This window comes from Stutzerimonas nitrititolerans (genome assembly GCF_003696285.1).
In the GTDB taxonomy this organism is placed as follows: domain Bacteria; phylum Pseudomonadota; class Gammaproteobacteria; order Pseudomonadales; family Pseudomonadaceae; genus Stutzerimonas; species Stutzerimonas nitrititolerans.
Genome location: NZ_RFFL01000013.1, coordinates 61,868 through 87,937 on the forward strand (window position 1 = coordinate 61,868; position 26,070 = coordinate 87,937).

At 64.2% G+C, this 26,070-nt stretch carries 22 protein-coding genes and 1 riboswitch; of the genes, 10 read left to right on the plus strand and 12 right to left on the minus strand.

The features are described 5' to 3' along the window. Positions 1-73: 73 nt before the first annotated feature. On the plus strand, positions 74-826 hold the full coding sequence (gene cysZ / locus EA795_RS16190) for a sulfate transporter CysZ (protein ID WP_058074103.1): 753 nt from the start codon (positions 74-76) through the stop codon (positions 824-826). 55 nt (positions 827-881) lie between these two features. Continuing rightward, positions 882-1,490 (plus strand): flavodoxin family protein, encoded by a 609-nt coding sequence (locus EA795_RS16195; RefSeq protein WP_058074102.1) that lies wholly within the window; start codon positions 882-884, stop codon positions 1,488-1,490. Between the two features lie 45 nt (positions 1,491-1,535). Here the strand turns inward: EA795_RS16195 and EA795_RS16200 are convergent, their stop codons facing one another. From EA795_RS16200 to EA795_RS16210, 3 genes are all read right to left on the minus strand, one after another. After that, a complete protein-coding gene (locus EA795_RS16200) occupies positions 1,536-2,645 on the minus strand; it encodes an NADH:flavin oxidoreductase (RefSeq protein WP_122078394.1) in 1,110 nt (369 codons plus the stop codon). Then, positions 2,642-3,271, minus strand: a complete 630-nt coding sequence (locus EA795_RS16205; protein ID WP_122078396.1) for a TetR/AcrR family transcriptional regulator — start codon at positions 3,269-3,271, stop codon at positions 2,642-2,644. Before EA795_RS16205 ends, EA795_RS16200 begins: the two co-directional genes overlap by 4 nt. Before the next feature lie 322 nt (positions 3,272-3,593). Beyond that, entirely contained in the window at positions 3,594-4,079 is a 486-nt protein-coding gene (locus EA795_RS16210) for an FKBP-type peptidyl-prolyl cis-trans isomerase (RefSeq protein WP_014853863.1), read from the minus strand. Between the two features lie 285 nt (positions 4,080-4,364). Here EA795_RS16210 and EA795_RS16215 point away from each other — a divergent pair, with 285 nt between their 5' ends. From EA795_RS16215 to yihG, 3 genes are all read left to right on the plus strand, one after another. After that, entirely contained in the window at positions 4,365-5,552 is a 1,188-nt protein-coding gene (locus EA795_RS16215; protein ID WP_058074099.1) for an acetate kinase, read from the plus strand. A 96-nt stretch (positions 5,553-5,648) separates the two neighbouring features. Continuing rightward, entirely contained in the window at positions 5,649-7,745 is a 2,097-nt protein-coding gene (pta, locus tag EA795_RS16220) for a phosphate acetyltransferase (protein ID WP_014853865.1), read from the plus strand. Positions 7,746-8,143: 398 nt separating this feature from the next. Beyond that, positions 8,144-9,049 carry a 1-acylglycerol-3-phosphate O-acyltransferase, YihG family gene (gene yihG, locus EA795_RS16230; protein WP_122078400.1) on the plus strand — a complete coding sequence of 302 codons (906 nt, stop codon included), beginning with the start codon at positions 8,144-8,146 and terminating at the stop codon, positions 9,047-9,049. A 93-nt stretch (positions 9,050-9,142) separates the two neighbouring features. On the opposite strand, the gene EA795_RS16235 is transcribed toward yihG, so the two are convergent. From EA795_RS16235 to EA795_RS16255, 5 genes are all read right to left on the minus strand, one after another. Continuing rightward, positions 9,143-11,284, minus strand: a complete 2,142-nt coding sequence (locus EA795_RS16235) for a putative bifunctional diguanylate cyclase/phosphodiesterase (protein ID WP_122078402.1) — start codon at positions 11,282-11,284, stop codon at positions 9,143-9,145. A gap of 96 nt (positions 11,285-11,380) precedes the next feature. Next, positions 11,381-15,073 (minus strand): CHASE domain-containing protein, encoded by a 3,693-nt coding sequence (locus EA795_RS16240; RefSeq protein WP_122078404.1) that lies wholly within the window; start codon positions 15,071-15,073, stop codon positions 11,381-11,383. A 152-nt stretch (positions 15,074-15,225) separates the two neighbouring features. After that, positions 15,226-15,879: a YiaD family glycine zipper/OmpA-like lipoprotein gene (locus tag EA795_RS16245; protein WP_058074221.1), complete on the minus strand. Its 654-nt coding sequence runs from the start codon at positions 15,877-15,879 to the stop codon at positions 15,226-15,228. A gap of 145 nt (positions 15,880-16,024) precedes the next feature. Further along, positions 16,025-17,707: a fatty acid--CoA ligase gene (locus EA795_RS16250; protein ID WP_122078406.1), complete on the minus strand. Its 1,683-nt coding sequence runs from the start codon at positions 17,705-17,707 to the stop codon at positions 16,025-16,027. A gap of 60 nt (positions 17,708-17,767) precedes the next feature. Beyond that, positions 17,768-18,397 carry a LysE family transporter gene (locus tag EA795_RS16255; RefSeq protein WP_014853871.1) on the minus strand — a complete coding sequence of 210 codons (630 nt, stop codon included), beginning with the start codon at positions 18,395-18,397 and terminating at the stop codon, positions 17,768-17,770. Positions 18,398-18,454: 57 nt separating this feature from the next. Between EA795_RS16255 and EA795_RS16260 the strand changes: the two genes are divergently transcribed. The 4 genes from EA795_RS16260 to EA795_RS16275 all read left to right on the plus strand — a co-directional run bounded on the left by EA795_RS16260 (position 18,455) and on the right by EA795_RS16275 (position 22,225). Then, positions 18,455-19,417, plus strand: a complete 963-nt coding sequence (locus tag EA795_RS16260) for a 2-hydroxyacid dehydrogenase (RefSeq protein WP_122078408.1) — start codon at positions 18,455-18,457, stop codon at positions 19,415-19,417. A 140-nt stretch (positions 19,418-19,557) separates the two neighbouring features. Next, positions 19,558-20,556, plus strand: a complete 999-nt coding sequence (locus EA795_RS16265; RefSeq protein ID WP_058078758.1) for a methyltransferase — start codon at positions 19,558-19,560, stop codon at positions 20,554-20,556. Between the two features lie 37 nt (positions 20,557-20,593). Next, positions 20,594-20,719: riboswitch (yybP-ykoY riboswitch) on the plus strand. Positions 20,720-20,812: 93 nt separating this feature from the next. Then, positions 20,813-21,400, plus strand: coding sequence for a TMEM165/GDT1 family protein (locus EA795_RS16270; RefSeq protein WP_122078410.1), 588 nt, complete (start codon positions 20,813-20,815; stop codon positions 21,398-21,400). A gap of 381 nt (positions 21,401-21,781) precedes the next feature. Continuing rightward, a complete protein-coding gene (locus EA795_RS16275; RefSeq protein WP_014853875.1) occupies positions 21,782-22,225 on the plus strand; it encodes an ester cyclase in 444 nt (147 codons plus the stop codon). A gap of 21 nt (positions 22,226-22,246) precedes the next feature. Here EA795_RS16275 and EA795_RS16280 read toward each other — a convergent pair whose 3' ends face one another. The 4 genes from EA795_RS16280 to EA795_RS16300 form a co-directional block, all read right to left on the minus strand. Further along, positions 22,247-23,059: a M48 family metallopeptidase gene (locus EA795_RS16280; protein WP_122078412.1), complete on the minus strand. Its 813-nt coding sequence runs from the start codon at positions 23,057-23,059 to the stop codon at positions 22,247-22,249. 142 nt (positions 23,060-23,201) lie between these two features. Beyond that, positions 23,202-23,819, minus strand: a complete 618-nt coding sequence (locus EA795_RS16285; protein ID WP_122078414.1) for an SOS response-associated peptidase — start codon at positions 23,817-23,819, stop codon at positions 23,202-23,204. Between the two features lie 63 nt (positions 23,820-23,882). Then, positions 23,883-24,143 (minus strand): putative signal transducing protein, encoded by a 261-nt coding sequence (locus EA795_RS16290; RefSeq protein ID WP_122078416.1) that lies wholly within the window; start codon positions 24,141-24,143, stop codon positions 23,883-23,885. 305 nt (positions 24,144-24,448) lie between these two features. Then, the gene (locus EA795_RS16300) at positions 24,449-24,631 is read right to left on the minus strand and encodes a CPXCG motif-containing cysteine-rich protein (protein WP_014853879.1); all 183 of its coding nucleotides are present in this window, start codon (positions 24,629-24,631) and stop codon (positions 24,449-24,451) included. A gap of 82 nt (positions 24,632-24,713) precedes the next feature. Between EA795_RS16300 and EA795_RS16305 the strand changes: the two genes are divergently transcribed. Then, positions 24,714-25,883: a 1-acyl-sn-glycerol-3-phosphate acyltransferase gene (locus EA795_RS16305; protein WP_122078418.1), complete on the plus strand. Its 1,170-nt coding sequence runs from the start codon at positions 24,714-24,716 to the stop codon at positions 25,881-25,883. Positions 25,884-26,070: the final 187 nt, after the last annotated feature.

Below are 26,070 nucleotides of genomic sequence, written 5' to 3' on the forward strand. Positions count from 1 at the left end.
CCAGCGCCAGCCGGCTCTTTTCCGGGCCGAGCAAAGCCGGTAAGGTCCGAGCGTTTTCCTCTCGGAGCACTCCATGCCCTTCCCTGTCCTGTCCGGCCCGCAATACCTGCGCGAAGGCCTGCGGCTGATCCTCAGCCCCGGCCTGCGACTGTTCGTGATCCTGCCGGTGACGGTGAACCTGATACTGTTCGTCGGCCTGATCTACTTCGCGGTACGCCAGTTCGGCGGCTGGGTCGATGCCTTCATGCCGAGCCTGCCCGACTGGCTGGCCTTTCTCGAATACATCCTGTGGCCGCTGTTCGTCGCGCTGGTGCTGCTGATGGTGTTCTTCACCTTCACCATGCTGGCCAACATCATCGCCGCCCCCTTCAACGGTTTTCTCGCCGAAAAAGTCGAAACGGTGGCACGCGGCGAGGACACCTCACCGCCTTTCAGCTGGGCGGAACTGCTGGCCATGCTGCCCCGCACCCTCGGCCGCGAGGCACGCAAGCTGGCCTACTTCGCCCCTCGCGCCCTGGCCTTGCTGATCCTGTCATTCATCCCCGTCGTCAACCTGGCAGCCGCGCCGCTGTGGCTGCTGTTCGGCATCTGGATGATGGCGGTGCAATACATCGACTACCCGGCCGACAACAACAAAATGAGCTGGACCGAGATGATGGCCTGGCTGCGCCAGCGCCGTTGGCAGAGCCTGAGTTTCGGTGCGGTGACCTATGCCGCGCTGCTGGTGCCGGTGCTGAACCTGCTGATCATGCCGGCGGCGGTCGCGGGTGCCACCCTGTTCTGGGTGCGTGAGGGCGGCAAGGGGCAGCCTGTCGTTCGCCGATGAACTGCCAGCATGGACGATGTCTAGATTCAGACACATCCAAGCTCAGGAGCCCCCAATGGCGCTTTCCGCTCTGGCGATAAACTGCACGCTCAAGGCATCCCCGCAGCAATCCTCCTGCGATCTGTTGTTGACCCAGGCCCAGCGCGAGCTGGAAAAGCTCGGCGTGACCTGTGAGCAGCTGCGGGCCGTGGATTTCGACATCAAGCCCGGGGTGACCTCCGACGAAGGTCCCGGCGACGACTGGCCGATGATTCGCCAGAAGGTACTGGCCGCCGACATACTCCTGCTGGGCACGCCGATCTGGCTGGGCCATCCATCCAGCGTATGCCAACGGATACTGGAGCGCCTCGATGCCTTTCTCGGCGAGACGGACGACCAACAGCGGATGGTGTCCTACGGCCGGGTCGCCTGCGTGGCCGTGGTCGGCAACGAGGACGGCGCCCATCACGTGGTCGCCGAGCTGTACCAGGGCCTAAATGACGTCGGCTTCACCATTCCCGCCAATGGCTGTACCTACTGGGTCGGCGAGGCGATGGGCTCGACGGACTACAAGGATGCCGGGCCCCGCGAGAAGACCGCCAATACCAACGCCATGCTCGCCCGCAACGCGGTGCACCTGGCGAAGCTGCTCAAGCAGTCCGGTTACCCAGGCGCCTCGGAATGAGGCAGCCGCTGCGCAAGGCACTTGCCTGCGCAGCGGGCATACGACTCAGGCCAGCGTTTTCAACGCCTCGCGGCTGAACGGCAGAATTTCCTGCATGCGCCCTTCGCGCACCTTGAGCGCCCAGTCCGGATCACAGATCAGCGCACGACCGACGGCGACCAGATCGAATTCCTGCCTGTTCAGGCGCTCCAGCAGGCCCTCGATGTTGGCGGGCTGGGCGACCTTGTCGGTCTTGACCATGAACTGCAGGAATTCGCCATCCAGGCCGACGCTGCCCACGGTGATGGTCGGTTTGCTCGTCAGTTGGCGGGTCCAGCCGGCCAGGTTCAGCTCGGAACCTTCGAACTCCGGCTCCCAGAAACGCCGCGTCGAGCAATGGAAGATATCCACCCCGGCGGCCGAGAGCGGCGCGAGGAATGCGCCGAGCTGTTCCGGCGTAGTCACCAGCCGCGCGGTGTAGTCCTGCTGCTTCCACTGCGAAAAGCGGAAGATGATCGGATAGTCGGGGCCGACCGCGGCCCGCACCGCCGCCACCAGTTCGACGGCGAAACGCGAGCGATTGGCCAGGCTGCCGCCGTATTCGTCGGTACGCTGGTTGCTGCCTTCCCAGAAGAACTGGTCGATCAGATAGCCGTGGGCGCCATGGATCTCGACACCATCCATGCCGATGGCCTTTGCATCCCGGGCGGCCTGGGCGAAGGCGGCGATCACGTCCTGGATATCATGCCGGGTCATGCCGTGCACGACGACCTGATCGTCCTTGCGCTTTTCCATCGGCCCGTAGGCAGGCACTTCCGGCTGCGGCTCGGTGCCCTGGCGCCGCACGTTGCCGACATGCCACAGCTGCGGGACGATCTTGCCGCCGGCGGCATGCACCGCATCCACCACCTTCTTCCAGCCCGCCAGCGCATCCTCGCCGTAGAAGCGCGGCACGTGCGCGTAGCCATTGGCCGCCGGGTGGTTCACCGTGGTGCCCTCGGTGACGATCAGCCCCACCCCGGATGCGGCCCGACGACGGTAATACTCGACCACATCGGCGGTCGGCACGCCGTTCGGCGAGAAGGAACGGGTCATCGGCGCCATCACCACACGGCTCGGCAGTTGCAGACTGCCCAGCTGGAACGGCTGGAACAGGGCGTTTACGGCTGCGGTCATGCGTTGTTCTCCTTGAACTCGGAAAAATTGCAGCCAGGCACCAGCAGGTGCTCCAGCTGTGTCAGGAAAATCTTCAGCGGCGCCACGCTGCTGCCCACCTTCATGCGCAGCAGCGCGCCTTCCCAGGCGTTGCCGATGAACTCGGCCAGCGCCAGGCAATCGGTTTCGGCGCGGATCTCACCCTGCTCGCGCGCCTGCTCCAGACAGACCGCCAACACCTCGACCGAACGCAGCAGGATCGCTTCCACCTGCTGGCCGATGGGGCGGCACAGCTCGGACATCTCGAAGCTCAGGCTGCCGATGAAACAGTGATATTCGGGACGTTCCTGGCGGGCGAAATGGGCGATCAGCTCGGCGTAGTAATCCAGGATGCGCTGGCGAGGCTGCAGGCGCGCGTTGCTCAATGCCGCCTGGTAGCGCGCCAGGCGTGGCGCGTAGAGGTAGTCGAGCGCCTGCAGGGCGAAGTCTTCCTTGCTGGCGAAGTAGTGATAGAAGGAGCCCTTGGGAATACCCGCCGCCTGGACGATCTCCTGCACGCCGGTGCCGTGGTAACCACGACGCGCCATGGCCTGCGCCCCTCGGGCGAGGATGAGGTCACGCTTGTCTGTTCGGGTCGGGCTGTTCATGGGGCGAGCATATGACCGGTCGTCTAGTGCGACCAGCATCATCGACCAGGCTTATTGCCATGCAACCACCGCAGCGATGAAACAACGCTCTGCCGGACAGTCGCCCACAAAAAACCCCGGTAGGTACCGTAATGCTGCTCACTCGAGTATCAGACATTGCCCTCCCCTCTCCCTTGATGGGAGAGGGGCCGGGGGAGAGGGTGAGAGGCTCATCCCCCTCTCCCAACCCTCTCCCGCAAGGGGAGAGGGGACTGAATACCTAAGCGAACAGCACCCGTAACAACCGGGGTTTCTTCGTCAGCCCGCCGCAGCGGGAAGCCACTCAGTGGTGATGACCACCTTCGCCATGCACGTGACCGTGGGCCAGTTCTTCTTCGCTGGCGTCACGCACGCTGACGACCTTCACATCGAAGTTCAGGCGCTGGCCGGCCAGGGGATGGTTGCCGTCTACCACCACGTCGTCGCCTTCGACATCGCGAATGGTGACGATCTGCATGCCGCCATCGGGACCGGAAGCGTGGAACTGCATGCCGACCTCGAGCTCCTCGACGCCCTCGAACATGGCGCGGTTTAGTGTCGCAACCAGCTCCGGGCTGTATTCGCCATAGGCGTCTTCGGGTTCAATGGCGACCTGAACATGATCGCCGCCCTGCTTGCCCTCCAGGGCTTTTTCCAGGCCGGAGATGATGTTGCCTGCACCATGCAGGTATGCCAGCGGCGTACCGCCAGCAGAGCTGTCGATCACCTCACCGGCGTCGTTGGTGAGTGTGTAATCGATGGATACAGCTTTGTTAGCGGCGATCAGCATGGGGCAAAACCTTTGCTTGGGGAATGATGGGCAAAAGTTTAACCGTCAGTTACGCGGAATGCGAACCGGGGCCAGATAAATGGAGGTTTCACGAGGCTAAGGGTCTGTTGACGTTTCGGCGCGGCCGCGCCGAAACGTCAACAGACCCTTGAAGGACATGCTTAAGGCGCCTCGCATACAACCTTCGGATGGCATCCGTTTCCGGCAGGATGTGAAAGAATCCGGGCCTGAAATAACTGGCAGACGCTAATTAAAAACAAAATCCAGCTAAATCGAGGAAATCCGATGTCGGCTCGCAACATCCTGGTGATCAACTGCGGTAGCTCGTCGATCAAGTTCGCCTTGGTCAACGAAGCTCAAGCGACTTTCCCCCTGCAAGGCCTGGCCGAACGCCTGGGCAGCCCGGAAGCCGTGCTTCACTGGCAGTTGGGCGACGAAAAGCAAAGCCTGGAAATACCCGGAGCCGCTCACCTCGCCGCACTGGAACAGTTGCTGCCGCTGGCGCAGGAAGCCGCTGGCGGCAAGATCGATGGTATCGGCCATCGCGTGGTGCATGGCGGCGAGCACTTCACCGGCTCCTGCCTGATCACCGACGAAGTCCTCGCGGCCATCCGTGCCAACGCGCAACTGGCGCCACTGCACAACCCGGCCAACCTGATCGGTATCGATGCCGCCTTCGCACTGTTCGCGGAGCTGCCGCAGGTCGCCGTGTTCGACACCGCGTTCCACCAGACCATGCCCGAGCATGCCTATCGCTATGCGGTGCCGGAGTTCCTCTACAAGGAACACAACGTCCGTCGCTACGGCTTCCATGGCACCAGCCACCACTTCGTGAGCAAGCGCGCCGCGGAGATGACCAACCTGCCCGTCGAGGACAGCTGCTGGCTGACCGCCCACCTGGGCAACGGTTGCTCGACCTGCGCCGTGGTCAACGGCGAAAGCCGCGACACCAGCATGGGCATGACGCCGCTGGAAGGCCTGGTCATGGGCACCCGCAGCGGCGACGTCGACCCCAACCTGCACAGCTACCTGCACCGCACCCTGGGCTGGAGCCTGGAGCAGATCGACCGCATGCTCAACCATGACAGCGGCCTGAAGGGCCTGTCCGGTCTGTCCAACGACATGCGCACCCTCTACGAAGCACGCATATCCGGCCATCCGGGCGCCATGCTGGCGTTCGAGGTGTTCTGCTATCGCCTGGCCAAGTCCCTGGCCGGCATGGCCTGCGCACTGCCCAAGCTGGACGGCCTGATCTTCACCGGCGGTATCGGCGAGAACTCTTCCGCCGTTCGCAGCCGCACGCTCGAACATCTGAAGCTGTTCAACTTCAAGCTCGACGAGCAGGCCAACGCCCGCTGCACACGCGGCGTCGGTGGTGAAATCCAGGCCGCAGGCAGCCCGCGCGTGCTGGTGGTACCGACCAACGAAGAACGCCAGATCGCTCTGGACACGCTCGCCCTGCTCGACGTCTGACCAGGCTTGCAGGCGCGCGCAGCGCACTCCGAACCCGACGCCCGCGTCGGGTTTCGCGTTGCTCGCCTGGTTCCGACTCCATAGAAGGAGATCCTCATGCATACGCTGTTTCTCGCCCCCTCAGGTTTTGGCGGCGGCCTCAACTCGATCAGCCTTGGCCTGATCCGCGCCCTCGAAAGCGCCGGCCTGAAGGTCGGATTCTTCAAGCCCATCGCCCAGCCCTTCCCCCTCGACCGTGGCCTCGAGCGCTCGTGCATCCTGGTGGAACGCACGCTCAACCACAGCTCGCCCGAACCTCTGCCGCTGGAGCAGGTGGAACGCCAACTGGCCGATGGCGAGCTGGACCTGCTGCTCGAAGACGTCGTCAGCCGTTACCAGCAGGTCGCCGCCGGCAAGGATGTGGTGATCGTCGAAGGCATGGTGCCGACGCGCGAGTTCAACCACACGTCGCGCATCAACAGCCATCTGGCCAAGAGCCTGGACGCCGAGGTCATTCTGATCGCAGCGCAGGGCAAGGACACGCTCAAGCGCATGGCCGAGCGCCTCGAGATCCAGGCGCAGCTGTTCGGCGGCACCAAGGACCCAAAGGTGCTCGGCGTGATCCTCAACAAGATCAAGAGCGAAGACGGCCTGCCCGCCTTCATCGAACGGCTCAAGGAGCAGCTGCCGATCCTCGGCACGGGCGACTTCCAGCTGCTGGGGGCGATCCCCTTCGCCGAGGAGCTGAATGCGCTGCGCACCCGCGATATCGCCGAACTGCTCGAAGCGCGCATTCTGCATGCCGGAGAGGCCGAGCAGCGCCGCGTGAACAAGATCCTGCTCTGCGCACGCGCCGTTCCCAGCACCGTCCCGCTGCTGGAGCCGGGCGTGCTGGTGGTCACCCCCGGTGACCGCGACGACATCATCCTCGCCGCCTGCCTGGCTTCGCTCAACGGCGTCAAGCTCGCCGGCCTGCTGCTGTGCAGCGATTTCGAGCCGGATCCACGCATCATGGAATTGTGCAAGGCCGCGCTCGACGGCGGCCTGCCGGTGATGGCCGTGCAGACCGGCTCCTACGACACCGCGACCAACCTGTTCGGCCTGAACAAGGAAACGCCTGCGGACGACATCGAACGCGCCACCCGGGTGACCGAGTTCATCGCCAAACACCTGCAGCCCGAGTACCTGCACAGCCGTCTCAGCGTGCCGCGAGGCGAGCTGCGCCTGTCGCCACCGGCGTTCCGCTACCAGTTGGTCAAGCGCGCCCAGGAAGCCAACAAGCGCATCGTCCTGCCGGAGGGCAACGAGCCGCGCACCATCCGCGCCGCCGCCATCTGCCAGGAACGTGGCATCGCTCGCTGCGTGCTGCTCGCCAAGCCGGAAGAAGTCCAGGCCGTCGCCCGCGAGCAAGGCATCAACCTGCCGGCCAGCCTGGAAATCCTCGATCCGGAACACATCCTCAACCGCTACGTCGAGCCGATGTGCGAGATGCGCAAGGCCAAGGGCCTGACGCCCGAGCAGGCGCGTGAACAGCTGGCCGACACCGTGGTGCTCGGCACCATGATGCTCGCCCTGGACGAGGTCGACGGCCTGGTTTCCGGTGCCGTGCACACCACCGCCAACACCATCCGCCCGGCCCTGCAGCTGATCAAGACCGCGCCGGGCTACAGCCTGGTGTCCTCGGTGTTCTTCATGCTGCTGCCGGACCAGGTACTGGTCTACGGCGACTGCGCGGTGAACCCGAACCCGAACGCCACCGAACTGGCGGAAATCGCCCTGCAGAGCGCCGAGTCGGCGGTCGCGCTCGGCGTCAATCCGCGCGTGGCGATGATCAGCTACTCCACCGGCAGCTCCGGCAGCGGCGCCGAGGTGGAGAAAGTCGTGGAAGCCACGCGCATCGCCCAGGAGCGCGCGCCGAACCTGCCGATCGACGGCCCGCTGCAATATGACGCGGCATCGGTACTCAGCGTAGGCCGGCAGAAGGCGCCGAACAGCCTGGTCGCAGGCCAGGCCACGGTGTTCATCTTCCCCGATCTGAATACCGGCAACACCACCTACAAGGCCGTCCAGCGCAACGCCAACTGCCTGAGCGTAGGGCCAATGCTGCAAGGCCTGGCCAAGCCGGTCAACGACCTCTCGCGCGGCGCCCTGGTCGAAGACATCGTCTTCACCATCGCACTGACCGCCCTGCAGGCCGACAACCAGAAAGGTTGATCGACCACGCACTGCGCCCGCGACCGTTACGGCCGCGGGCGCAGTGCGTCTCCCTCCCGAGATGACGATCCCACTTGCAGTTCGGCGCGCAATCGTTACTCTGCCGCCCCAAGGGTCTGTTGCCGTTTCATATGCGGCCGCGCCGGAGCCTGCTTTTGCGCGAAGCAAGGCATGAGGAGCGAGGTTTGGCATTCCAAATGAACGACGAATAACGCCGCATCGCGCAAAAACAGGCCCGGCCCGAAGGGTTGCGCGGGAAATGGCGCCAGCTGTCGTTGTAGGACTTGGCAAGGGAATGCCATTACCTGCGTCCTACGCCTAACCTGGCGCCATTTCTCGCTGCAACGCGGCCTGCATTGAAACGACAACAGACCCTCATGAGCGAAACGAGATCATCGATGCTGAACTTCCTACCTGCTCCCCTGCGGGGCATCCTGGCCGGTCTGATCCTGGCGCTGAATACGCTGTTCTGGTGCTGGCCGCTGTTCGCCCTGGCGCTGTTGAAGGTGCTGTTACCGGTGCCGCGCATACAGCGCACCCTGCGTTTCGGCATGCACTGGATCGCCGAATCCTGGATGGCCGTCAACAGCTTCTGGATGGATCTGGTGCAGCGCACCCGCTGGGATGTCACCGGGCTGGAGCATGTCGACATGCGGCACTCCTACCTGGTGACCAGCAACCACCAGAGCTGGGCCGACATCCTGATGCTGCAGTACCAGCTCAGCCGCCGGATGCCGATCCTCAAGTTCTTTCTCAAGCAGGAACTGATCTGGGTGCCGGTGATCGGGCTGTGCTGGTGGGCGCTGGAATTCCCCTTCATGAAGCGCTTCAGCAAGGAATACCTGGAGCGGCATCCGGAAAAGCGCGGCCAGGACCTGATCACGACGCGCAAGGCCTGCGAGCGCTATCGGACCAACCCGGTTTCGGTATTCAACTTCCTGGAGGGCACGCGTTTCACCCAGGCCAAGCACGACCAGCAGGTCTCGCCATACCGCTACCTGCTCAAACCACGGGCGGGCGGAATTGCCTTCGTGTTCGACGCCATGGGCGAGCAGCTGCACGCGGTGATCGACGTCACCATCCACTACCCGGGCGGCGCGCCGAGTTTCTGGGACCTGCTCAGCGGCCGCATCGAACAGGCCGTGATGCGCATCCATGCACAACCGGTACCCGAGCAGTTTTTGCATCGAAACTACGATCAGGACGAACAGTACCGGCTCGAATTCCAGCAGTGGGTCAACCAGCTCTGGCGTGACAAGGACGAGGAGCTGGAGGCCCTGCACCAGGCTTTTCCACCGAAATAGTCGGCTGTTGAAAAGCTAACTGCATTGGCAACTTCGTTGAAAACAGCCTCGTCTTGCCTGCCTCGCCTACGTCTTTCAACGGCCTGTTGGCGATCAGTGGCTGGTCGAATCGCCTAGTTGGCGCCAGTCCACTTCGTGCGGAAAGGCCAGGGCCTGGCTGAACGACAGTCCCGGCGCGACGAGAAAGCCCTGCATCACCTGACAGCCGTGCTCGATCAGCCAGTCGCGCTGGGCCAGCGTCTCGACACCTTCGGCGATCACCTCCAGCTCGAGGTTGCGTCCCAGGTCGATGATGGTACTGACCACCGCCGCATCGCGCGGCGAGTCGAGCATGTTGGCGATGAACAACCGGTCGATCTTCAGGGTATCCAGCTCGAAATGACGCAGGTAGGCCAGCGAGGAATAGCCGGTGCCGAAATCGTCGACGGCCACCCGCACCCCCAGCCGGCGCAGCTGGCGAAGCTTCTCGCAGCTCTGCTCCAGGTCCTGCATCAGCGCACCCTCGGTCACCTCCAGTTCCAGCTGCGCCGGATCGAGCTGATAGTCGTCCAGCAGGCGCCGCAGGTCGTCCAGCAGGCCGGCCCGGGCAAACTGCACAGGGCTGACGTTGAAGCTCATGACCAGTTCGTCGCCGAACTCCTCGCGCCAGTCGCGGCACTGCCGCAACCCTTCGCGCAGCGCCCACTTGCCCACGCGGTCGATCAGGCGCGTTTCTTCCAGCAGTGGCACGAACACGTTGGGCTGGACATAGCCTCTGCCGTCCTGATTCCAGCGCAGCAGGGCCTCGAACCCTCGCAGCTTGCCGCTTTCGAGGATGATCTGCGGCTGGTAGGCCAGGCTGAAGCCGTTCTTGTCGATGGCCCTGCGAAGGTTTTCCTCCATGGTCAGCCGAGCGTGGGCGCGGCCGTTCATTTCCTGCGAGAAGTAGCGGTATTGCTGCCGGCCGGCACGCTTGGCCTCGTACATGGCCATATCGGCCGAACGCAGCAGCTCCTCGACGCTCTGCCCCGAATCGGGGAAGTGCGCGATACCGACGCTGGCGCCCAGGGTCACTTCGGTGCCGTCGATGGTATGCCGCACGGAAATCAGTTCGATCAGCTTCTCTGCCACCCGTGCGGCATCTTCCGGGTGCTTGAGCGAGTCCAGCAAGGCGGTGAACTCGTCCCCGCCCATGCGCGCGATGATGTCATAGGGCCGCATGCAGGTTTCCAGCACGCGCGCCACGCGGCAGAGGATCTCGTCGCCAGCGTCGTGGCCGAGCGAATCGTTGATGCGCTTGAAGCCGTCCAGGTCGATATAGAGAATCGCCATTCGCCGGCCATCGCGATCGACCCGTGCCAGTGCCGAGGCCAGTGCCTGGTGGAAGCCGCGCCGGTTCAGCAGGCCGGTCAGCGAATCGGTAACCGCCTGGGTCTCGAGTTGCAGGTGCAGGTTGCGCACCACCGACATGTCGAGGGCGATCACCACCATCGAACGCTGCTGACGAGGCAGCGGCGAGGACGACAGCGCCACCGGCAGGGTGCCGCCAGCAGCTGTGTGCAACTGGGCTTCATGCAGGCGGTAGGTTTCGCCGCTGCGCCAGTGCTGATAGAACTCCGATTCGCGCCAGGCCTGCGGCATCTGCGGCGCGGCGAGATGCTCGAGCAGCGTCGTGCCCTGCAGCGCCTCGACACTGGTGTGCAGCATCTGCGCAATCGCCGGGTTGGCGAAGTTGATCAAGCCATCCTCACCCACCACCAGAATGCCCTCGGCCGCGTTGCTGAGCACCGAGGCGTTGAAGGCCCGGGCGCTGTCCAGCTGCTGGGTGAGCAGTTGCAGATTGCGCCGGTTGTGCTCATGGCTGAGCAAGGTGTTGATCTTGTGCTTGAGGACCTGCGGATCGAAGGGCTTGAGGACGAAATCCACCGCCCCTGTGGCGTAGCCGCGCAACACCGACTCGCGGGTATGGGCGATGGCCGAGACGAAGATGATCGGCGTATAGCGGGTATGCGGGTTGCCCCGCATCAGCCGAGCGACTTCGAAGCCATCCATGCCGGGCATCTGCACGTCCAGCAGCACCAGTTCCACATCGATCTCCAGCAGCGTCTGCAGCGCCGCTTCCCCCGAATTGACCGTCAGCACCTGCCAGTCGCCATCGCCCAGCAGCGCTTCCATGGCCACCAGATTCGCCTCGCGGTCATCGACGACCAGCAGCGTCCGTGCGACGGATTGGTGCTTGGGCTGTAGTCTCGGCATTACCCGCATACTCCATGGGCCGCAGATTCGATTCCGCCGAAGACCGGCCCTGCCGGGGTCGTCGTAGCTGAAGAGTGCGTCACATGAATCTCCTTGTCAGCTCTGCGAAGAATCGTCATCGCGATTCAGCCAGCGTTGCAGCAGGCGCGCCAGGCTCTGGCGGTCCGCCGGTTTTGCCAGGTAGTCGTTGGCACCCGCCTCGATGCAGCGCTCCCGCTCGGTCTCCTCGGGTTCACCAAACAGGGCAACCACCGGCACCTGACAACCATAGTCGTTCCTGAGCTGGCGGATCAGCGCCGGCCCGTCGTCGTCTCGCAGCGCCGTGTCGATCAACGCCAGATCGAAGGCGTCTTCGGTGAAACGCTCGAGCGCCTCGCTACTGCTCGTGGCCGGCACCACCTGCAGCCCCTGCTCGTCGAGCAATGCACTCAGGGTGTAGATGGATCGCACGTCAGCATCCACCAGCAATACCCGTTGCCCCAGAGAGGGATGCTGCGCCTCATTCATTGCAACAGCCCCAACCTCGGTCGCGGCGGGCTTCAATGCCTCTTTCATATGCTCGAGTCCCTCGTGCTTTGACAATGCGACCGCGGAATAACGCCGCAGCCGCTGAAGATTGTGTTCCGACAGCGGTTCCTCGCTGTTGACGATGACCGACACGTCCTGCAGGGGACGCAGGCGCCCCAGTGCCTCTAGCAGATCCAGGCCATCTTCGTTGGGCAGATCGAAATCGATCACCAGCACGCTGAACGGCCGCTCGGCAAAGGCCAGGCGCGCCTCCTCGCTACGACGGCAGTCGGTCACGCGGTAGCCGAGCTGCTCGAGGTAGTTGTGCAAGCGATGACGCCGCCCGGGATCGGTTTCCACCAGCAGCAGACGCATGGGATTGCGCTCCCGTTGCGCCAGGTTGATGAACAGCCGCTCCAGCTCGGCCTGGGAGACCGGCTTGAGCAGGTATTGCGAATCACCGTCCTGCCAGTCCTGCGGTGGCGGCGCACTGGAAATGATGTAGACCGGTACGTCCTGGTGGCGGCCATCGGCACGCAAGGCGCGATGCACCTGCCAGCCGCTGATGTCCGGCAACAGGATGTCCATGATCACCGCCGCGAAGCGCTCCTGCTCTAGGGCTTGCAGGCCCTGCTGGCCGTTTCCGCAGACGATGCTGGAAAAACCATGGCTCTGACCGACTTCGGCCACCACCGAGGCGAAATCGGCATCGTCCTCGATGATCAGCAGGCCCGGCCCGCGCCCACGGTGCCGCACCACCGCCAACTGCTCGGCTTCGCCGGCAGGCGCCAGCTGCACCGGCAGTTCCACCGTGAAGCAGGCGCCCTCGCCCGGCGCGCTCTGCACGCCGATCCGGCCGCCCAGTACATCCACCAGCTGCCGGGCAATTGCCAGCCCCAGGCCGGTGCCGCCGTACTGCCGGCTGATCGATCCGTCGATCTGCTCGAACGCCAGGAAAATGCGTTCCTGCTCCGCCTCGGCAATGCCGATACCGGTATCCCGCACCTGGATCAGCAGCACATCGTCGTCAGGCTGCGGCGCCGGCCTGCGGCCCACGCGCACCTCCACCTCGCCCCGCTCGGTGAACTTCAGCGCGTTGGTCAGCAGGTTGCGCAGAATCTGCAGCAGGCGCACCCGGTCGCTGATCAGCAGCGCCGGTACATCCGGGTCCACCTGCACACGGAAAAGCAGCCCTTTCTGTTCGGCCATTGGCGCCAGGCTGGTCTCGAGCTCGTTCAGCAGTTCGCGCAGATCGAGCGACTCCAGCTTGAGCTGCATGTGTCCGGCCTCGATCCTCGCCAGGTCCAGAACGTCGTTGATCAGTTGCAGCAGATCGTGCCCGGCACGGTAGATGATCTCGGCGTGGCGCACCTGCTTGTCGCTGAGGTTGCCACCGGCATTCTGTTTCAGCTGGTCGCTGAGAATCAGGATGCTGTTGAGCGGCGTGCGCAGCTCGTGGGACATGTTGGCAAGGAATTCCGACTTGTAGCGATTGGCGACCATCAGCTGGTCCGCCTGCTCGCGCAGGCGCTGCTCGGCGGCCTTGCGATGGCTGATATCGATGACGACCGCCTGCACCAGCAGTTCGTCGCCGCTGCGCAGAGGCGAGAGACCGACCTCGACCGGTAGCAGGTGTCCGTCCTGATGAAGCCCGAACAGCTCGCGATTCTCTCCCAGACGGTGCGAATCGGGTCGCTGCATGAAACGATGGCGCACCTCCAGATAGGCGCGGCGCATCGACTCGGGGATCAGCAGTTCCGCCGGCTGGCCAAGCAACTCCTGCCGGGGATAGCCGAACAGCAGCTCGGTCTGGCGATTGACCATGACGATCCGCCCCTCGCTGTCGAACAGCAGAAAGGCATTCGGCGAAGCTTCCACCACGTTCCGGAAGCGCTCCTCGTCTCGCTTGCGCGGCTGCAGATCGAACAGGTTGAGAATGTGATAAACGCCCTCGTCACGGCGAAAGCCGGTCAGGCTCACCGATACCGGAACCGGCGTGCCGTCCTCGCGCAGCGCCTGGCTTTCCTGCTGATTGGCCTCCCGCAGCGATTCTTCCAGCGCACCGGGCACGTAGCGGGCCAGGCGCTCTCCGGCCAGCAGGCCGGCGCTGCTGCCCAGCAACGTTGCGGCGCTCTGGTTGGCCAGTTCGATGCGCCCTTGCGGATTGCACACCAGGGTGGCCACCGGCAACTGTTCGATCAGCTGCCGGAAGCGCGCCTCACGCTCCTGCAGTTGGAGGCCGAGCACCTGGCTGTTGCGCAAGGCGCGCTCCCGCAGATACAGGTAGCCACCCACCAGCAGCGCGAACAGCAGCGCGGCCGCCATCGCTGCCGCCAGACTGAAGGTCCGCCCCGGATTGGCCAGAATCGCCTCGTACTCGGGCGTGCTGGCCACTTCCAGCTGCCAGCTGCGGCCGTACATGTACAGGCTGCGCTTGTGGTGGAACGCCGCGTCGCGGCTGACCGGCGCCCGGCCTGCCAGCAGGGGCTGACCCGGCTCGGCAGCATCGAACAGTTGCAACTGGAACAGCTGGCTGCGCGAGGCCAGTATCCCCTCGATCAGATCGGTCAGACGAAACGCCCCATGCAGGGTCCCGACCAGCGCCTCGCGCCGCTCCTCGATAGTGGTGACGGGGGCACCGGCTTCATACAGCGGCAAGAACAGCAGCACGCCCGCCTGCACGTTCTCTTCGGTTTCCTGCTTGAGCCGCAAGGGGCCGGTGAGCGTCGGATTACCGCTGTCCCGCGCGGCGAATACAGCGTCCCGTCGGACCTGCTCGCTGAGCAGGTCGAAGCCGATCACGCGCCGGTTACGCCAGTCCAGCGGGTAGATGAAGTCGGTGATCAGGTACTGGTCGCGCTCGCCCAGAGGGAATACGGTGAAATCCGCTCGCTCATCGGCCTGGATGGACTGAACCAACGTCGGCAGCCCTTCACGCGGCACATAGCGCGCCAGGGCCAGTGCCTGGATGCCTGGATAGAAATCCTGAAGTTGAAGCTGGGCAGTCGCCTTCGACCAGTCGTTCAGGGAAACCTGGTTACTGCCCACGGCCAGCCCGGCCAGCCCACGCAGTACCATTTCGTAGGCGCGCATCCGCTCTCTGAGCTTGTTTTCGATTTCGCTGACAGCCAGGCTGAAACGCTGCACCTGCTCGGCGCGATTCTGTTTCTCCTGCACATGCCACTGCCAGCCAACCCATCCCCCGAGCCCGGCCATCAATGTCAGCGTTACCAACAATGGCAGCCAAGGCTTGCGGGAATGGAGAGTGGAACGATCATCCATTCGACCTCCTCAGCGCCACTACTGGCTCGCTGTCATCAGCGTCAGAGTCGCGGATTACGAAGAGGTTCCACAGGAGGCATGCAATATCTTTAATTTGACGCCAGAGTTACGCCACGGAGTAGGCGTAACTCGCTGGCTACCTATCAGAACCCTTACAGCGGGCGCAGATTGATTTCCACACGGCGATTAAGCGCACGCCCCGAAGCGGTGTCGTTGCTGGCGATCGGTTGGCTGGGGCCGGCGCCATAGGACGAGATGCGCGAAGCCGGCACGCCATTGCCTTCCAGATACGCGGCGACGCTGCGTGCACGCCGGTTGGAGAGGTCCTGGTTCAGTTGCAGCGAACCGGTGCTGTCGGTGTAGCCGACGATATCGATGCCATTCTTGTTGAATTCCTTGAACACCAGTACCAGCGAATTCAGGGTGGGGTAGAAGCTGCTGGATATGTCCGCCGAGTTGCTGGCGAAGGTGATGTTGCCGGGCATGATCAGGGTCAGGTTGTCGCCGTCACGCTGGACCTGTACGCCAGTGCCCTGCAGCGTCTGGCGCAGCTTGGCCTCCTGGGTATCGACGTAATAGCCGTAACCGCCAGCTGCCGCGCCACCGACCGCCGCACCGATCAGCGCGCCCTTGGCGCGATCCTTCTTGCTCGAAGTGGCCGCACCGATGACCGCACCGCTGATGGCGCCGACACCACCGTAGACGCCCGCCTTGCCGGCTTCTCGTTCACCGGTATAGGGGTTGGTCGTGCAACCGACCAGCAGCGCGACACCCGCAGCGAGGGCGGTCAGATTCAGCATTTTCATAAGCACTTCCTTCATCGACTCGTTGATCATCGGATTCGGGATCCGAGGGGCGTGAGGTTAACACTCGATGAAGGGCAGTACCGGAACGCGGCAGCGAAACGCTCGCAAGCACGCGACGGGCGGGGCCACCCGCCGCGTGGTTTCGTCACAATGAAGAGATCGCCGCGTGCCCCTCTGACAGCCAGCGAGCGATATCCGCGCGGATGCGCTTCTTGTCCAGCTTGCCGACGCTGGTCTTGGGAATATCGTCGACCACGGCGATCTGCTGCGGGACGGCCCATTTGTTGAGATGCCCTTGCGCCACAGCCGGCTCGAGAAAGCCTTGCAACCCTTGCGCATCCAGCTGCTTGCCTTCGCACAGCACCAGCAGCGCGAATGGCCGCTCGCCCCAGCGCTCATCCGGCACGCCGACCACCGCCACATCGCGTACGGCCTCATGACGGCTGATCAATCCTTCCAGCGCCAGCGAGGAGATCCATTCACCGCCGGTCTTGATCACGTCCTTGATGCGGTCGCGGATATCGATGCAGCCCATTTCATCGATGGTCGCCACGTCCCCGGTATGCAGCCAGCCGCCGGCCCATAACTCCTCGCTTTTTTCCGGATTGCCGGCATAGCCCTGCGTCAGCCATGGCGCACGCAACACCAGCTCGCCCTGGGCAACGCCATCGGCGGGCAGGAATTCGCCGTCCGGCCCCTGGATCGCCGCATCGACCAGCACCACCGGAACCCCGGCCTTGAGTCGGTAGCCGATGCGCTCGTCTTCGCTCGCCTGCAACAGCTCGTCGTTGATATGGGCGCCGGAAATCAACGGGCAGGTCTCCGACATGCCGTAGGCGGCGACCAGGCACATGCCGCGCTTGCTGGCAGCCTCGTACAGGCCGCGGGTCAGCGCACTGCCGCCGATGGTGATCTTCCAGCCCTTGAAATCCACGCCCTGCGCTGCCTTGGCGTTGAGCAGCATCTGCACGATGGTCGGCACGCAGTGGGAGAAGGTCACCTCCTCGCGCCGCCACAGTTCGACCAGCGCTTCGGGGTCGTAGCGGCCCGGATAGACCTGCTTGAGGCCGAGCATGGTGGCGACGTAAGGCAGACCCCAGGCGTGTACGTGGAACATCGGCGTGATGGGCATGTAGACATCGCCGGTGCCCATCAACTGCGGGTTCTCTCGGCACCCCACCGTAACCGCGGCGGCCAGCGTATGCAGGACCAGCTGCCGGTGGGTGAAGTACACGCCCTTGGGGTCACCCGTGGTACCGGTAGTGTAGAAGGTGGTGGCGACCGAGTTTTCATCGAAATCGGGGAAGGCATAGCTCGGCGCGGCGGCGGCGAGCAGTCGTTCGTATTCGCCGATGCAATCGGGCAGCACTGCACCCTCGCCTTCGCCATCGGTCAGCAGCAGCGTCTTTTCGACAGTGGTCAACTGACCGGCAATGGCCTGATACAGCGGCACGAAATCGCTGTTGACGAGGACGAAGCGATCCTCGGCATGGTTCATGGTGTAGAGGATCTGCTCGGGCGACAGGCGCACGTTGATGGTATGCACCACGGCTCCGATCATCGGAATGGCGAACATGCATTCCAGGTAGCGGTGGCTGTCCCAGTCCATCACGGCCACGGTATCCCCGGCCTTGACCCCAGCCGCGGTCAGCACATTGGCCAGCCGCGCGATGCGCTGGTTGAGGGTGCGGTAGTCGAAACGCAGCCGGTCGCGGTAGACGATCTCGCGGCTACGCTCGTAACGCTGCCCCGAGAGCAGCAGGCTCTTGATCAGCAGAGGGTACTGGTAGGCATTCTCGGCGGGTTCGATCACTCGGGTCTGCAGCATAAGGGCTTCCTGTTATTGGTGTTATGAGATGCACTCCTGCCCGACGGTGCCGCTCCGGCGTCAGGCGATTTCGCTCACTGCCAACCGCACGCCGAGACCGATCAGTACCGCACCGGTCACCCGGTCGAACCAGTGCCCCATGCGTGCGAAACCGGCTCGTACTCGCGCCCGGCTGAACAGCCAGGCCACCAGGCAGAACCACAGGGTGGTAGCGAACGTCAGATATACCCCATAGAGGGCTTGGACGACGAGCGGCGTATGAGGGTCGATCACCACCGTGAATAGCGACAGGAAGAACAGCGTCGCCTTGGGATTCAGGCCGTTGGTGATGAAGCCGGTGACGAACGCGCGACGGGCGGATCTGGCCACGACCGGGGCGCCAGCCGCCAGATCCGTCACGACCGCGGGCCTGGCACGCAGTGCCTGCACGCCCAGATAGATCAGATAAGCGGCCGCCAGCCACTTGAAGAGGTTGAACAAGACGATCGACTGCGAGACGATCAGGCCGATTCCGAGCAACGAATAGGCGACGTGCAGCAGAATACCGCTGCCCACGCCCAGAGCCGTCCAGCTGCCATTGCGCTGACCGGCGGTCACGCTTTCCCGCACCACCAGTGCGAAATCCGGCCCGGGGCTGGCTACCGCCAGCAGGTGAACGAGGGCCACGGTGAGAAATTCCATCCAGTACATCATCGACTCCACATCATGGGCGGATCGTCCGCCCTCCGACTCATACGAGTAAAGTTCATGCCCAATCGCCGCGCCGTATTTCTCGACCTCGCCCCGCTCGACCAGGGTGACCTCGACCTGACTCCGCTGCAGTCGGTCTTCGACGAACTGACCTGCCATGCGCAAACGGATGATGCGCAGATCGTCGAACGCCTGCAGGGCGCGCAGATCGCCATCGTCAACAAGATCGCGCTGGACGACGCGGTATTCGGCGCATGCCCCGACCTGCGACTGGTCCTGGTCGCCGCTACCGGCGTCAACAATATCGATCTTGCCGCGGCGCGCCAGCGGGGCGTCAGCGTCTGCAACTGCCAGGCCTACGGCACGGCGACGGTCGCCCAGCACACCCTGATGCTGCTGCTCGCCCTGGCCACGCGCCTGCCCGATTACCAGGGCGCGGTGGCCCGTGGACGCTGGCAGGAAAGCGGCCAATTCTGCCTGCTGGACTTCCCCATCGTCGAGCTGGCTGGCAAGACCCTCGGCGTACTCGGCCATGGCGAGCTTGGCGGTGCGGTGGCCAGGCTGGCCGAAGCCTTCGGCATGCGCGTGCTGACCGGCAACCTGCCGGGGCGACCGGCGCGCCCCGAACGCCTCGACCTCGACGAGCTGCTGCCCCAGGTGGATGCGCTGACCCTGCATTGCCCTCTGACCGAGCAGACGCGCAACCTCATCGGCGAGCGCGAGCTGCAGTTGATGAAACCCTCGGCATTCCTCATCAACACCGCACGCGGCGGGCTGGTGGACGAGCAGGCCCTGGCCAGCGCCCTGCGCCGTGGCCATCTGGGCGGTGCCGCCACCGATGTGCTGACCAGCGAGCCACCGTCCAGCGACAACCCCCTGCTGGCGCCGGACGTACCGCGCCTGATCGTCACCCCCCACAGCGCCTGGGGCAGCCGCGAGGCGCGGCAGCGTATCGTCGGCCAGATGACCGAGAACGCCAGCGCCTTCTTCGCCGGCCAGCCCTGCCGTCAGGTGAACTGACGCGCTCCGCGACCGCCGGCCCGGATAGCCGCGGCATCCTCACCGGACTCGAAGGCGGTCGGCGCCCATCCCGTTTCGTTCGCGGCTTGCGCCGAAACGGGAACAGCCCCTAAGCTCATCGGCTTTTTTGGGAGGGCATCATGGATCCTCGAAGCGAGGTGCTGCTGCGCCAGCGCGAACTCTTCGCCGGGCGCGTGCTGCTGGCCGGACCACCGGCCGACGACCTGCTCGGCCAGTTGCCCGAGGCGCTCACCTGGAATTGGCACGCCGGCCACCAGCAAAGGCTGCAGGCACGCTTCGCCGGACGCAACAGCTACGGCACCGAGGTGCCCGAGATCGAATTCGATCATGCAGTGCTGTTCCTGCCCAAATCCCGCGAACTCACCGATTACCTGCTCAACGCACTGGCCGCACGTCTGCACGGCGGCACGCTCTATCTGGTCGGCGAGAAACGTGCCGGTATCGAGCGCGCCGCCAAGCAGCTTGCCGCGTTCGGCCAGCCACGCAAGCTGGACAATGCCCGTCACTGCCAGTTGTGGCAGGTCCAGGTGAACCAGGCGCCGAAAGCGCCGGACCTGCAGGCGCTGGCCCAGCCGTTCAGCCTGGACCTCGCCGATGGTCCGTTGCAGGTGATCAGCCTGCCGGGGGTATTCAGCCATGGCCGGCTGGATCGCGGCAGTGCGTTGCTGCTGGAGCATCTCGACGATATTCCCCATGGCCGCCTGCTGGACTTCGGCTGCGGAGCCGGGATCATCGGCGCCGTGCTGAAACGCCGCTATCCGCACAGCGAGGTGGTGATGCTGGATGTCGACGCCTTTGCCGTGCGGAGCAGCCGCATGACCCTGGCCGCCAATGGCCTGGACGCTGAAGTGATCAGCGGCGACGGCATCGATGCGGCGCCGGGACAACTGGCCGCGATCATCAGCAATCCCCCTTTCCACCAGGGCGTACATACCCATTATCAGGCCAGTGAAACGCTGATCGAGCGGGCCGCGCAGCATCTGTCGCCGGGCGGTGAAATGCGTCTGGTGGCCAATGCATTCCTGCGCTATCCGCCGCTGATCGAGGCTCACCTGGGCCACTGCCAGACACTGGCGAACGCCGACGGTTTTCGTATCTATCGTGCGCGACGCGGCTGATACCGGTTGCACAACGAGTGCCGCTTGGGCAAACTCGCTCCCCGTCCTGGGGGAGTAGTCTCCGGTGAGCGCCCTGCTCACCCGGCACGCGTCAACATACTTGGTCCACAGACCATGGCGCCTGCGACCTGCGTGACCCGCTTCGTGCGGCCCGCGCCGGTTTGACAAGACCCATGACATGTACACCTGACCCAGGGCGGGCAGGCGTTGCATGTCATGGTGTTCTTATTGTCGACCCGCCCTTCAAGGATGTTCGTTGGAACCGCTCTTCGTCTCCACCCTGATCGTTGCCCTCGCCGAAATCGGCGACAAGACCCAACTGCTCGCCTTGCTGCTGGCGGCGCGCTATCGGCGGCCCTGGCCGATCATCTGGGGCATCGTCATCGCCACCCTGGCCAACCACGCCGCCGCCGGTGCCATCGGCAACTGGGTGTCACAGGCACTGTCGCCGGTCACCCTGAGCTGGATTCTGGCCGCCTCCTTCGCTGCCGTGGCGCTGTGGACCCTGGTGCCGGACAAACTCGAGGAGGAAGAAGCCTCGCGCGGGCGACGCTTCGGACCCTTTCTCGCCACGCTGATCGCCTTCTTCCTGGCGGAAATGGGCGACAAGACGCAGATCGCCACCGTGATGCTCGCCGCGCAATATTCCGACTTCGTTCTGGTCATCCTCGGTACCACCGTGGGCATGCTGCTCGCCAACGTCCCCGTGGTGCTGGTCGGCAACCTGGCTGCGGGCCGCCTGCCGCTGACGCTGATCCGACGCATCGCGGCCCTGGGCTTCGCGGCGCTGGCCATTTACGCGGTGTACGAAGCGATAAGCCTGAGCGCGCTGCCATCAGTCTGATACGCAGCGCAAATTTCCTCTCCCGGCGAGCTGCTAGAGTGCCCCTTCGCGAGATTAGGGTCTGTTGCCGTTTCGTACGCGGCCGCGCCGGAGCCTGTTTTTGCGCGAAGCAAGGCGCGAGGAGTGAAGTTTGGTCATTCCATATGAGCGACGAGGAACGCAGCGTCGCGCAAAAACAGGCCCGGCCCCTCGGGCTGCGCGGCAAATAGCGCCATGCGGCGTTGCGGAACTCGGCAAGGGAATGACGCGGCCGGCCGAGGCCATTGCCTGTGTCCCGCGCCTTGCCTGGCGCTATTTGGCGCGGCAACGCGGCTCGCGACGAAACGACAACAGACCCTACGACGCGGCTCGCAACGCCAGACACCCACGGGAGCGGCCAGAATGTCACCAGAGGAACGCAAGCGCAGGGTCCATCAACACATCGACCTGAGCTGGGGCAAGGGGCGCCTGGCGCTGGCCGAACAGCTGCAAAGCAAGTACTTCCGCTACAAGAGCTCGCTGATTCTGCAGACGGTCGACAGTGCCGGCTTCGCGCTGATCATCCGCCGGATTCGTAGCGCCGTGCCGGACCTGGAGGTGGTAGTCGAGGAATGCCTGGCCGATGGCGACAAGGTGATCACCAGCAGCACCCTGTTCGGCACCCTGGTGGAACCTGTCTTCGGCTATCCGCCGAGCGGAAAGATCCTGTCCGTGGCGGCCATGTCGCTCTGGACGTTCAATCCGGCCGGGGATATCGAGGAGCTCAACACGCTGTTCGATCTGGAAAGCACCCGCCAGCAGTTGGGCATGGAAAGCGCTTTCCCGGTCACGCTGCCGCCGATCTGAACAACGACCGGCGGCCCTTCCTCAGCGGCGAGCCTTTTCGTAAAGCGGCATCACTTTCGGGATATTCGCCTTGAGCGCTGCCGTGCGGCTATCCGAGGACGGGTGGGTGCTCATGAATTCCGGCGGTGCCGAACCACCCTGCGCCCCCATCTTCTGCCACAGCGTGACAGCCGCGTTGGGGTTGTAGCCAGCCCGCGCAGCCAGCTCCAGACCGATCAGGTCGGCCTCGTTTTCATTGCTGCGGCTGTTGGGCAGCGTCATCAGGTATTCGACGCCCATGTTGGCCAATTGCAGGCTGCCGTCGCCGACCCCGAAGGCCGAGCCCAACTGCGTCGCCATCTGCACACCATAGGCCTTGGACATCGCCTCGCGACCGTGTTCGCGCAGGGCATGGGCGATCTCGTGACCCATCACGGCGGCGATCTCGTCATCGGTCAGCTTCAGCTTCTCGATCAGGCCCGTGTAGAAGATGATCTTTCCGCCAGGACCGCAGTTGGCGTTGAGCTCGGGGCTGTCGATCACGTTGACTTCCCAGTTCCACTGCGCGGCGTCTGGACGAAATACCGATACCTGGGCGATCAGTCGTTTGGCAATCGCATCCACGCGCTTGTCGATCGCGCTGCTCTTTTCCAGAACACCCTTGCTGGAAGCCTCGCTCAGTGTTTCCTGGTAGGACTGCGCGTACATCTGGTTGACCTGCTCGGTGGACAACATGCTGAACATGTACTGCTTGCGCTCGACGCCCACGGCACCGCCGCTGGTGGTATTGACCGCCTGACAGCCGGCGAGCAGTGAAACAGCCAGGGTCAGGGTAATTGAATGCGGCTTGAACATGTCGCGTCTCCAGTGAATTCTGCGCCGTATGCTAGAGCGAGCCCGACAGCCGGGCAACAGTGCCCGCTGGCCGGTTGGTGCAGCGCCGACCGAAACTGCTAGCGACTTCTCGCAGGGACCGATGCGAAGGCGAGCTGCCGGCTCAGGCCGGTGTCAGGCACTGCGGCCCATCCAGCGCGGGGTCGTTGACGAAGGTCGCCAACGGTCGCTCGCGCAGCAGCGGTTGCGGCTGCATCAGCAGGGGCTGGAGCTCGGCTACCGGCGTATCGGGGTCGAGCCAGGCGGCCTGCGCCGCCTCGTCGAGAATCAGCGGACGGCGCAGATTGGCCGCCGGCAGCGTCACCACCGCCACGCTGAGATAGCTGTATCCCTCGACGGGATAGGCTTCCCAGATGGCAGCGAAATGCGTCAGCGAACCTTCGGCGGTCATCCAGAACGGACGCTTGCGCGCCGTGCCGCGCCATTCATAGAAACCATTGGCCGGAAGCAGTCCCCGGCGCTGACGGAACGCCTCACGGAACATCGGCTGCTCGGCCAGGGTTTCCGCACGCGCCTGCGCCGGTGTACGAGTAAAATCGTTGAGCCAGGCCGGGGTGAGTCCCCAGCGGGCACGACTCAGCTGCAACTGCGCCTCGACCTTGCGCATCAACAGCACCGAGGCGCCCGGGGCCAGGCTCCAGTGCGGTTGCTGATCGGCGGGAAATCCCGGCAAGGCAGCAAATTCGGGATTCCAGCGGAACAAGGCGTAGCGGCCACACATCGGCGGGGACTCGTAGAAAAGGAAGGTATGAAGAGAAAGCGTCGCTTGCGGACGACGGTACGACTAGCAGATCAGCTCGCCCGGGTAACCTTCCGGTTCGTCGCCCGGCAGCGGCTGGGCGCCATTGTACTCATCGATGAGCAGCCGTGCGCGCTCGGCCTCCTCGTCCGCTACCATCATTCCCAGCAGGCCACTGACGGGCAGCTCACCGACTGCGCCGATCAGGTGGCGCCCGGTCAGGAACGCCTCGATGCCTTCACCGGCCAGCATGCCGATGAGCATTTCGGCCTCGAGCAGGTCCCGCGGTTCATAGATGCGCTGCATCGCAAGCTCCCTTCGACCATGCGCCCCGCGAAGCGGCGCTAGGGTCTGTTGCCATTTCGCCCGCGGCCGCGCCGGCGCCTGTTTTTACGCGAGGCAAGGCATGAGGAGAGAAGTTTGGTCATTCCAAATGAACGACGAATAACGCCGCTTCGCGCAAAAACAGGCCCGGCCCGAAGGGTTGCGCGGGAAATGGCGCCAGCTGTCGTTATAGGACTTGGCAAGGGAATAACCATTGCCTGCGTCCTACGCCTAACCTGGCGCCATTTCTCGCAGCAACGCGGCTCGCGACGAAACGGCAACAGACCCTAATCATCCTCTCGCGATACCTCGAGCTGCCAGTCGCGGCCATCGGTGCGCAGATCCAGCACGACCGGGCGGCAACAGACCGAACAGTCCTCGGTGTATTGCTGGTCGCCACCGCTCAGATCGAGCAGCGCTTCGACCACTTCACCACAGTATGGACATTGGTATGGCTGCGTTTCCAGCATCGGCATTTCCTTGTCGCTATAATCGCCGTCTAGTTTCGCCCCTCAACAGGTAGGGGTATTCGTTGTTTCCTTTACAGAGAGCATGATGGACGAATTCGAAGCCATCCGACCATACGCTGACGCCGAAGTCCCGGCCGTCATGGCCCGGCTGTTTGCCGACCGGGAGTTTCTGGAGATTCTTGCGCGGTTTCGCTTTCCGCGCCTCGCCGGCAGTCTGGGTTGGCTGCTCAAGCCGCTCATCGCGCGGCGCCTGCACGGTGAGTTCGCCGGCATCCATTCGGTGGATACACTGCAGGAGCGCATCGAGTTCTACCTCGACCGCACCATCGAACGCGCGACCGACGGCATCACCTACTCGGGGCTGGACCAGCTCAAACCCGGCAGCGCCTATCTGTTTCTGGCCAACCACCGCGACATCGTCATGGATCCGGCCTTCGTCAACTACGCGGTGTTCCAGGCCAGGATGCGCACGCCGCGTATCGCCATCGGCGACAACCTGCTGCAGCGCCCCTTCGTCAGCGACCTGATGCGCCTGAACAAGAGCTTCATCGTCCGCCGCTCGCTCACCGGGCGGCGCGAGAAACTCGCCGCGTACCAGGTGCTCTCCGCCTACATCAACCACTCGATCCGCAACGATGGCGAATCGGTGTGGATCGCTCAGGCCGAAGGACGTGCCAAGGACGGTGATGACCGAACCGACTCGGCCATCCTGAAGATGCTGCACATGAGCCGCAAGGACGAGGAGTCTTTTGCCGAAACCCTGACCGCCCTGCGCCCCACGCCGGTATCGATCAGCTACGAGTACGACCCCTGCGACCAGGCCAAGGCCCGCGAGCTCTATATCCGCGCTACCACCGGCAGCTACACCAAGGCGCCTGGCGAGGACGACACCAGCATCGCCCTGGGTATCACCGGCTACAAGGGGCGCGTGCATATCAGCTTCGGCAGGCCGATCGAGGAGATTCCGGACGACGCCAAACAACTGGCCGCGGCGGTGGACCGGCAGATCCTCGGCAGCTACCGCCTGTTCCCGGTGCACTACCTGGCCTACCGGATCTGGGACGAGCGCGACCCGCAACTGGCGATACCCAGCCTTGCCGAGCTGTTCAGCGAGGAGGAAATCGCCCGGGCCGAAGCCGAATGGAGCAAGCGCCTGGCCGCCTGCCCGAGCGTGCAGCAGCCCTACCTGATCCAGCAATATGCCAATCCGGTGCGCAATCGGTATCGTCTGGAGTCCGGGCTCGAGCCCTGAAACCAGCGCGCCCCATCGAGCGGAGCAACCTTCTTAGGGCCGCCCCGCTCACTCACCGTTCCAGCCCCTACCACAAAGCCGCCCCGACCGAGCGAACCCCGGCTCGAAAGGCCTGCGGTATTTACGCCATTTATGGAGATAGGCCAGCGGCCCAACCTTGACTTATAGTCCCGCTCGGCTTCACCCT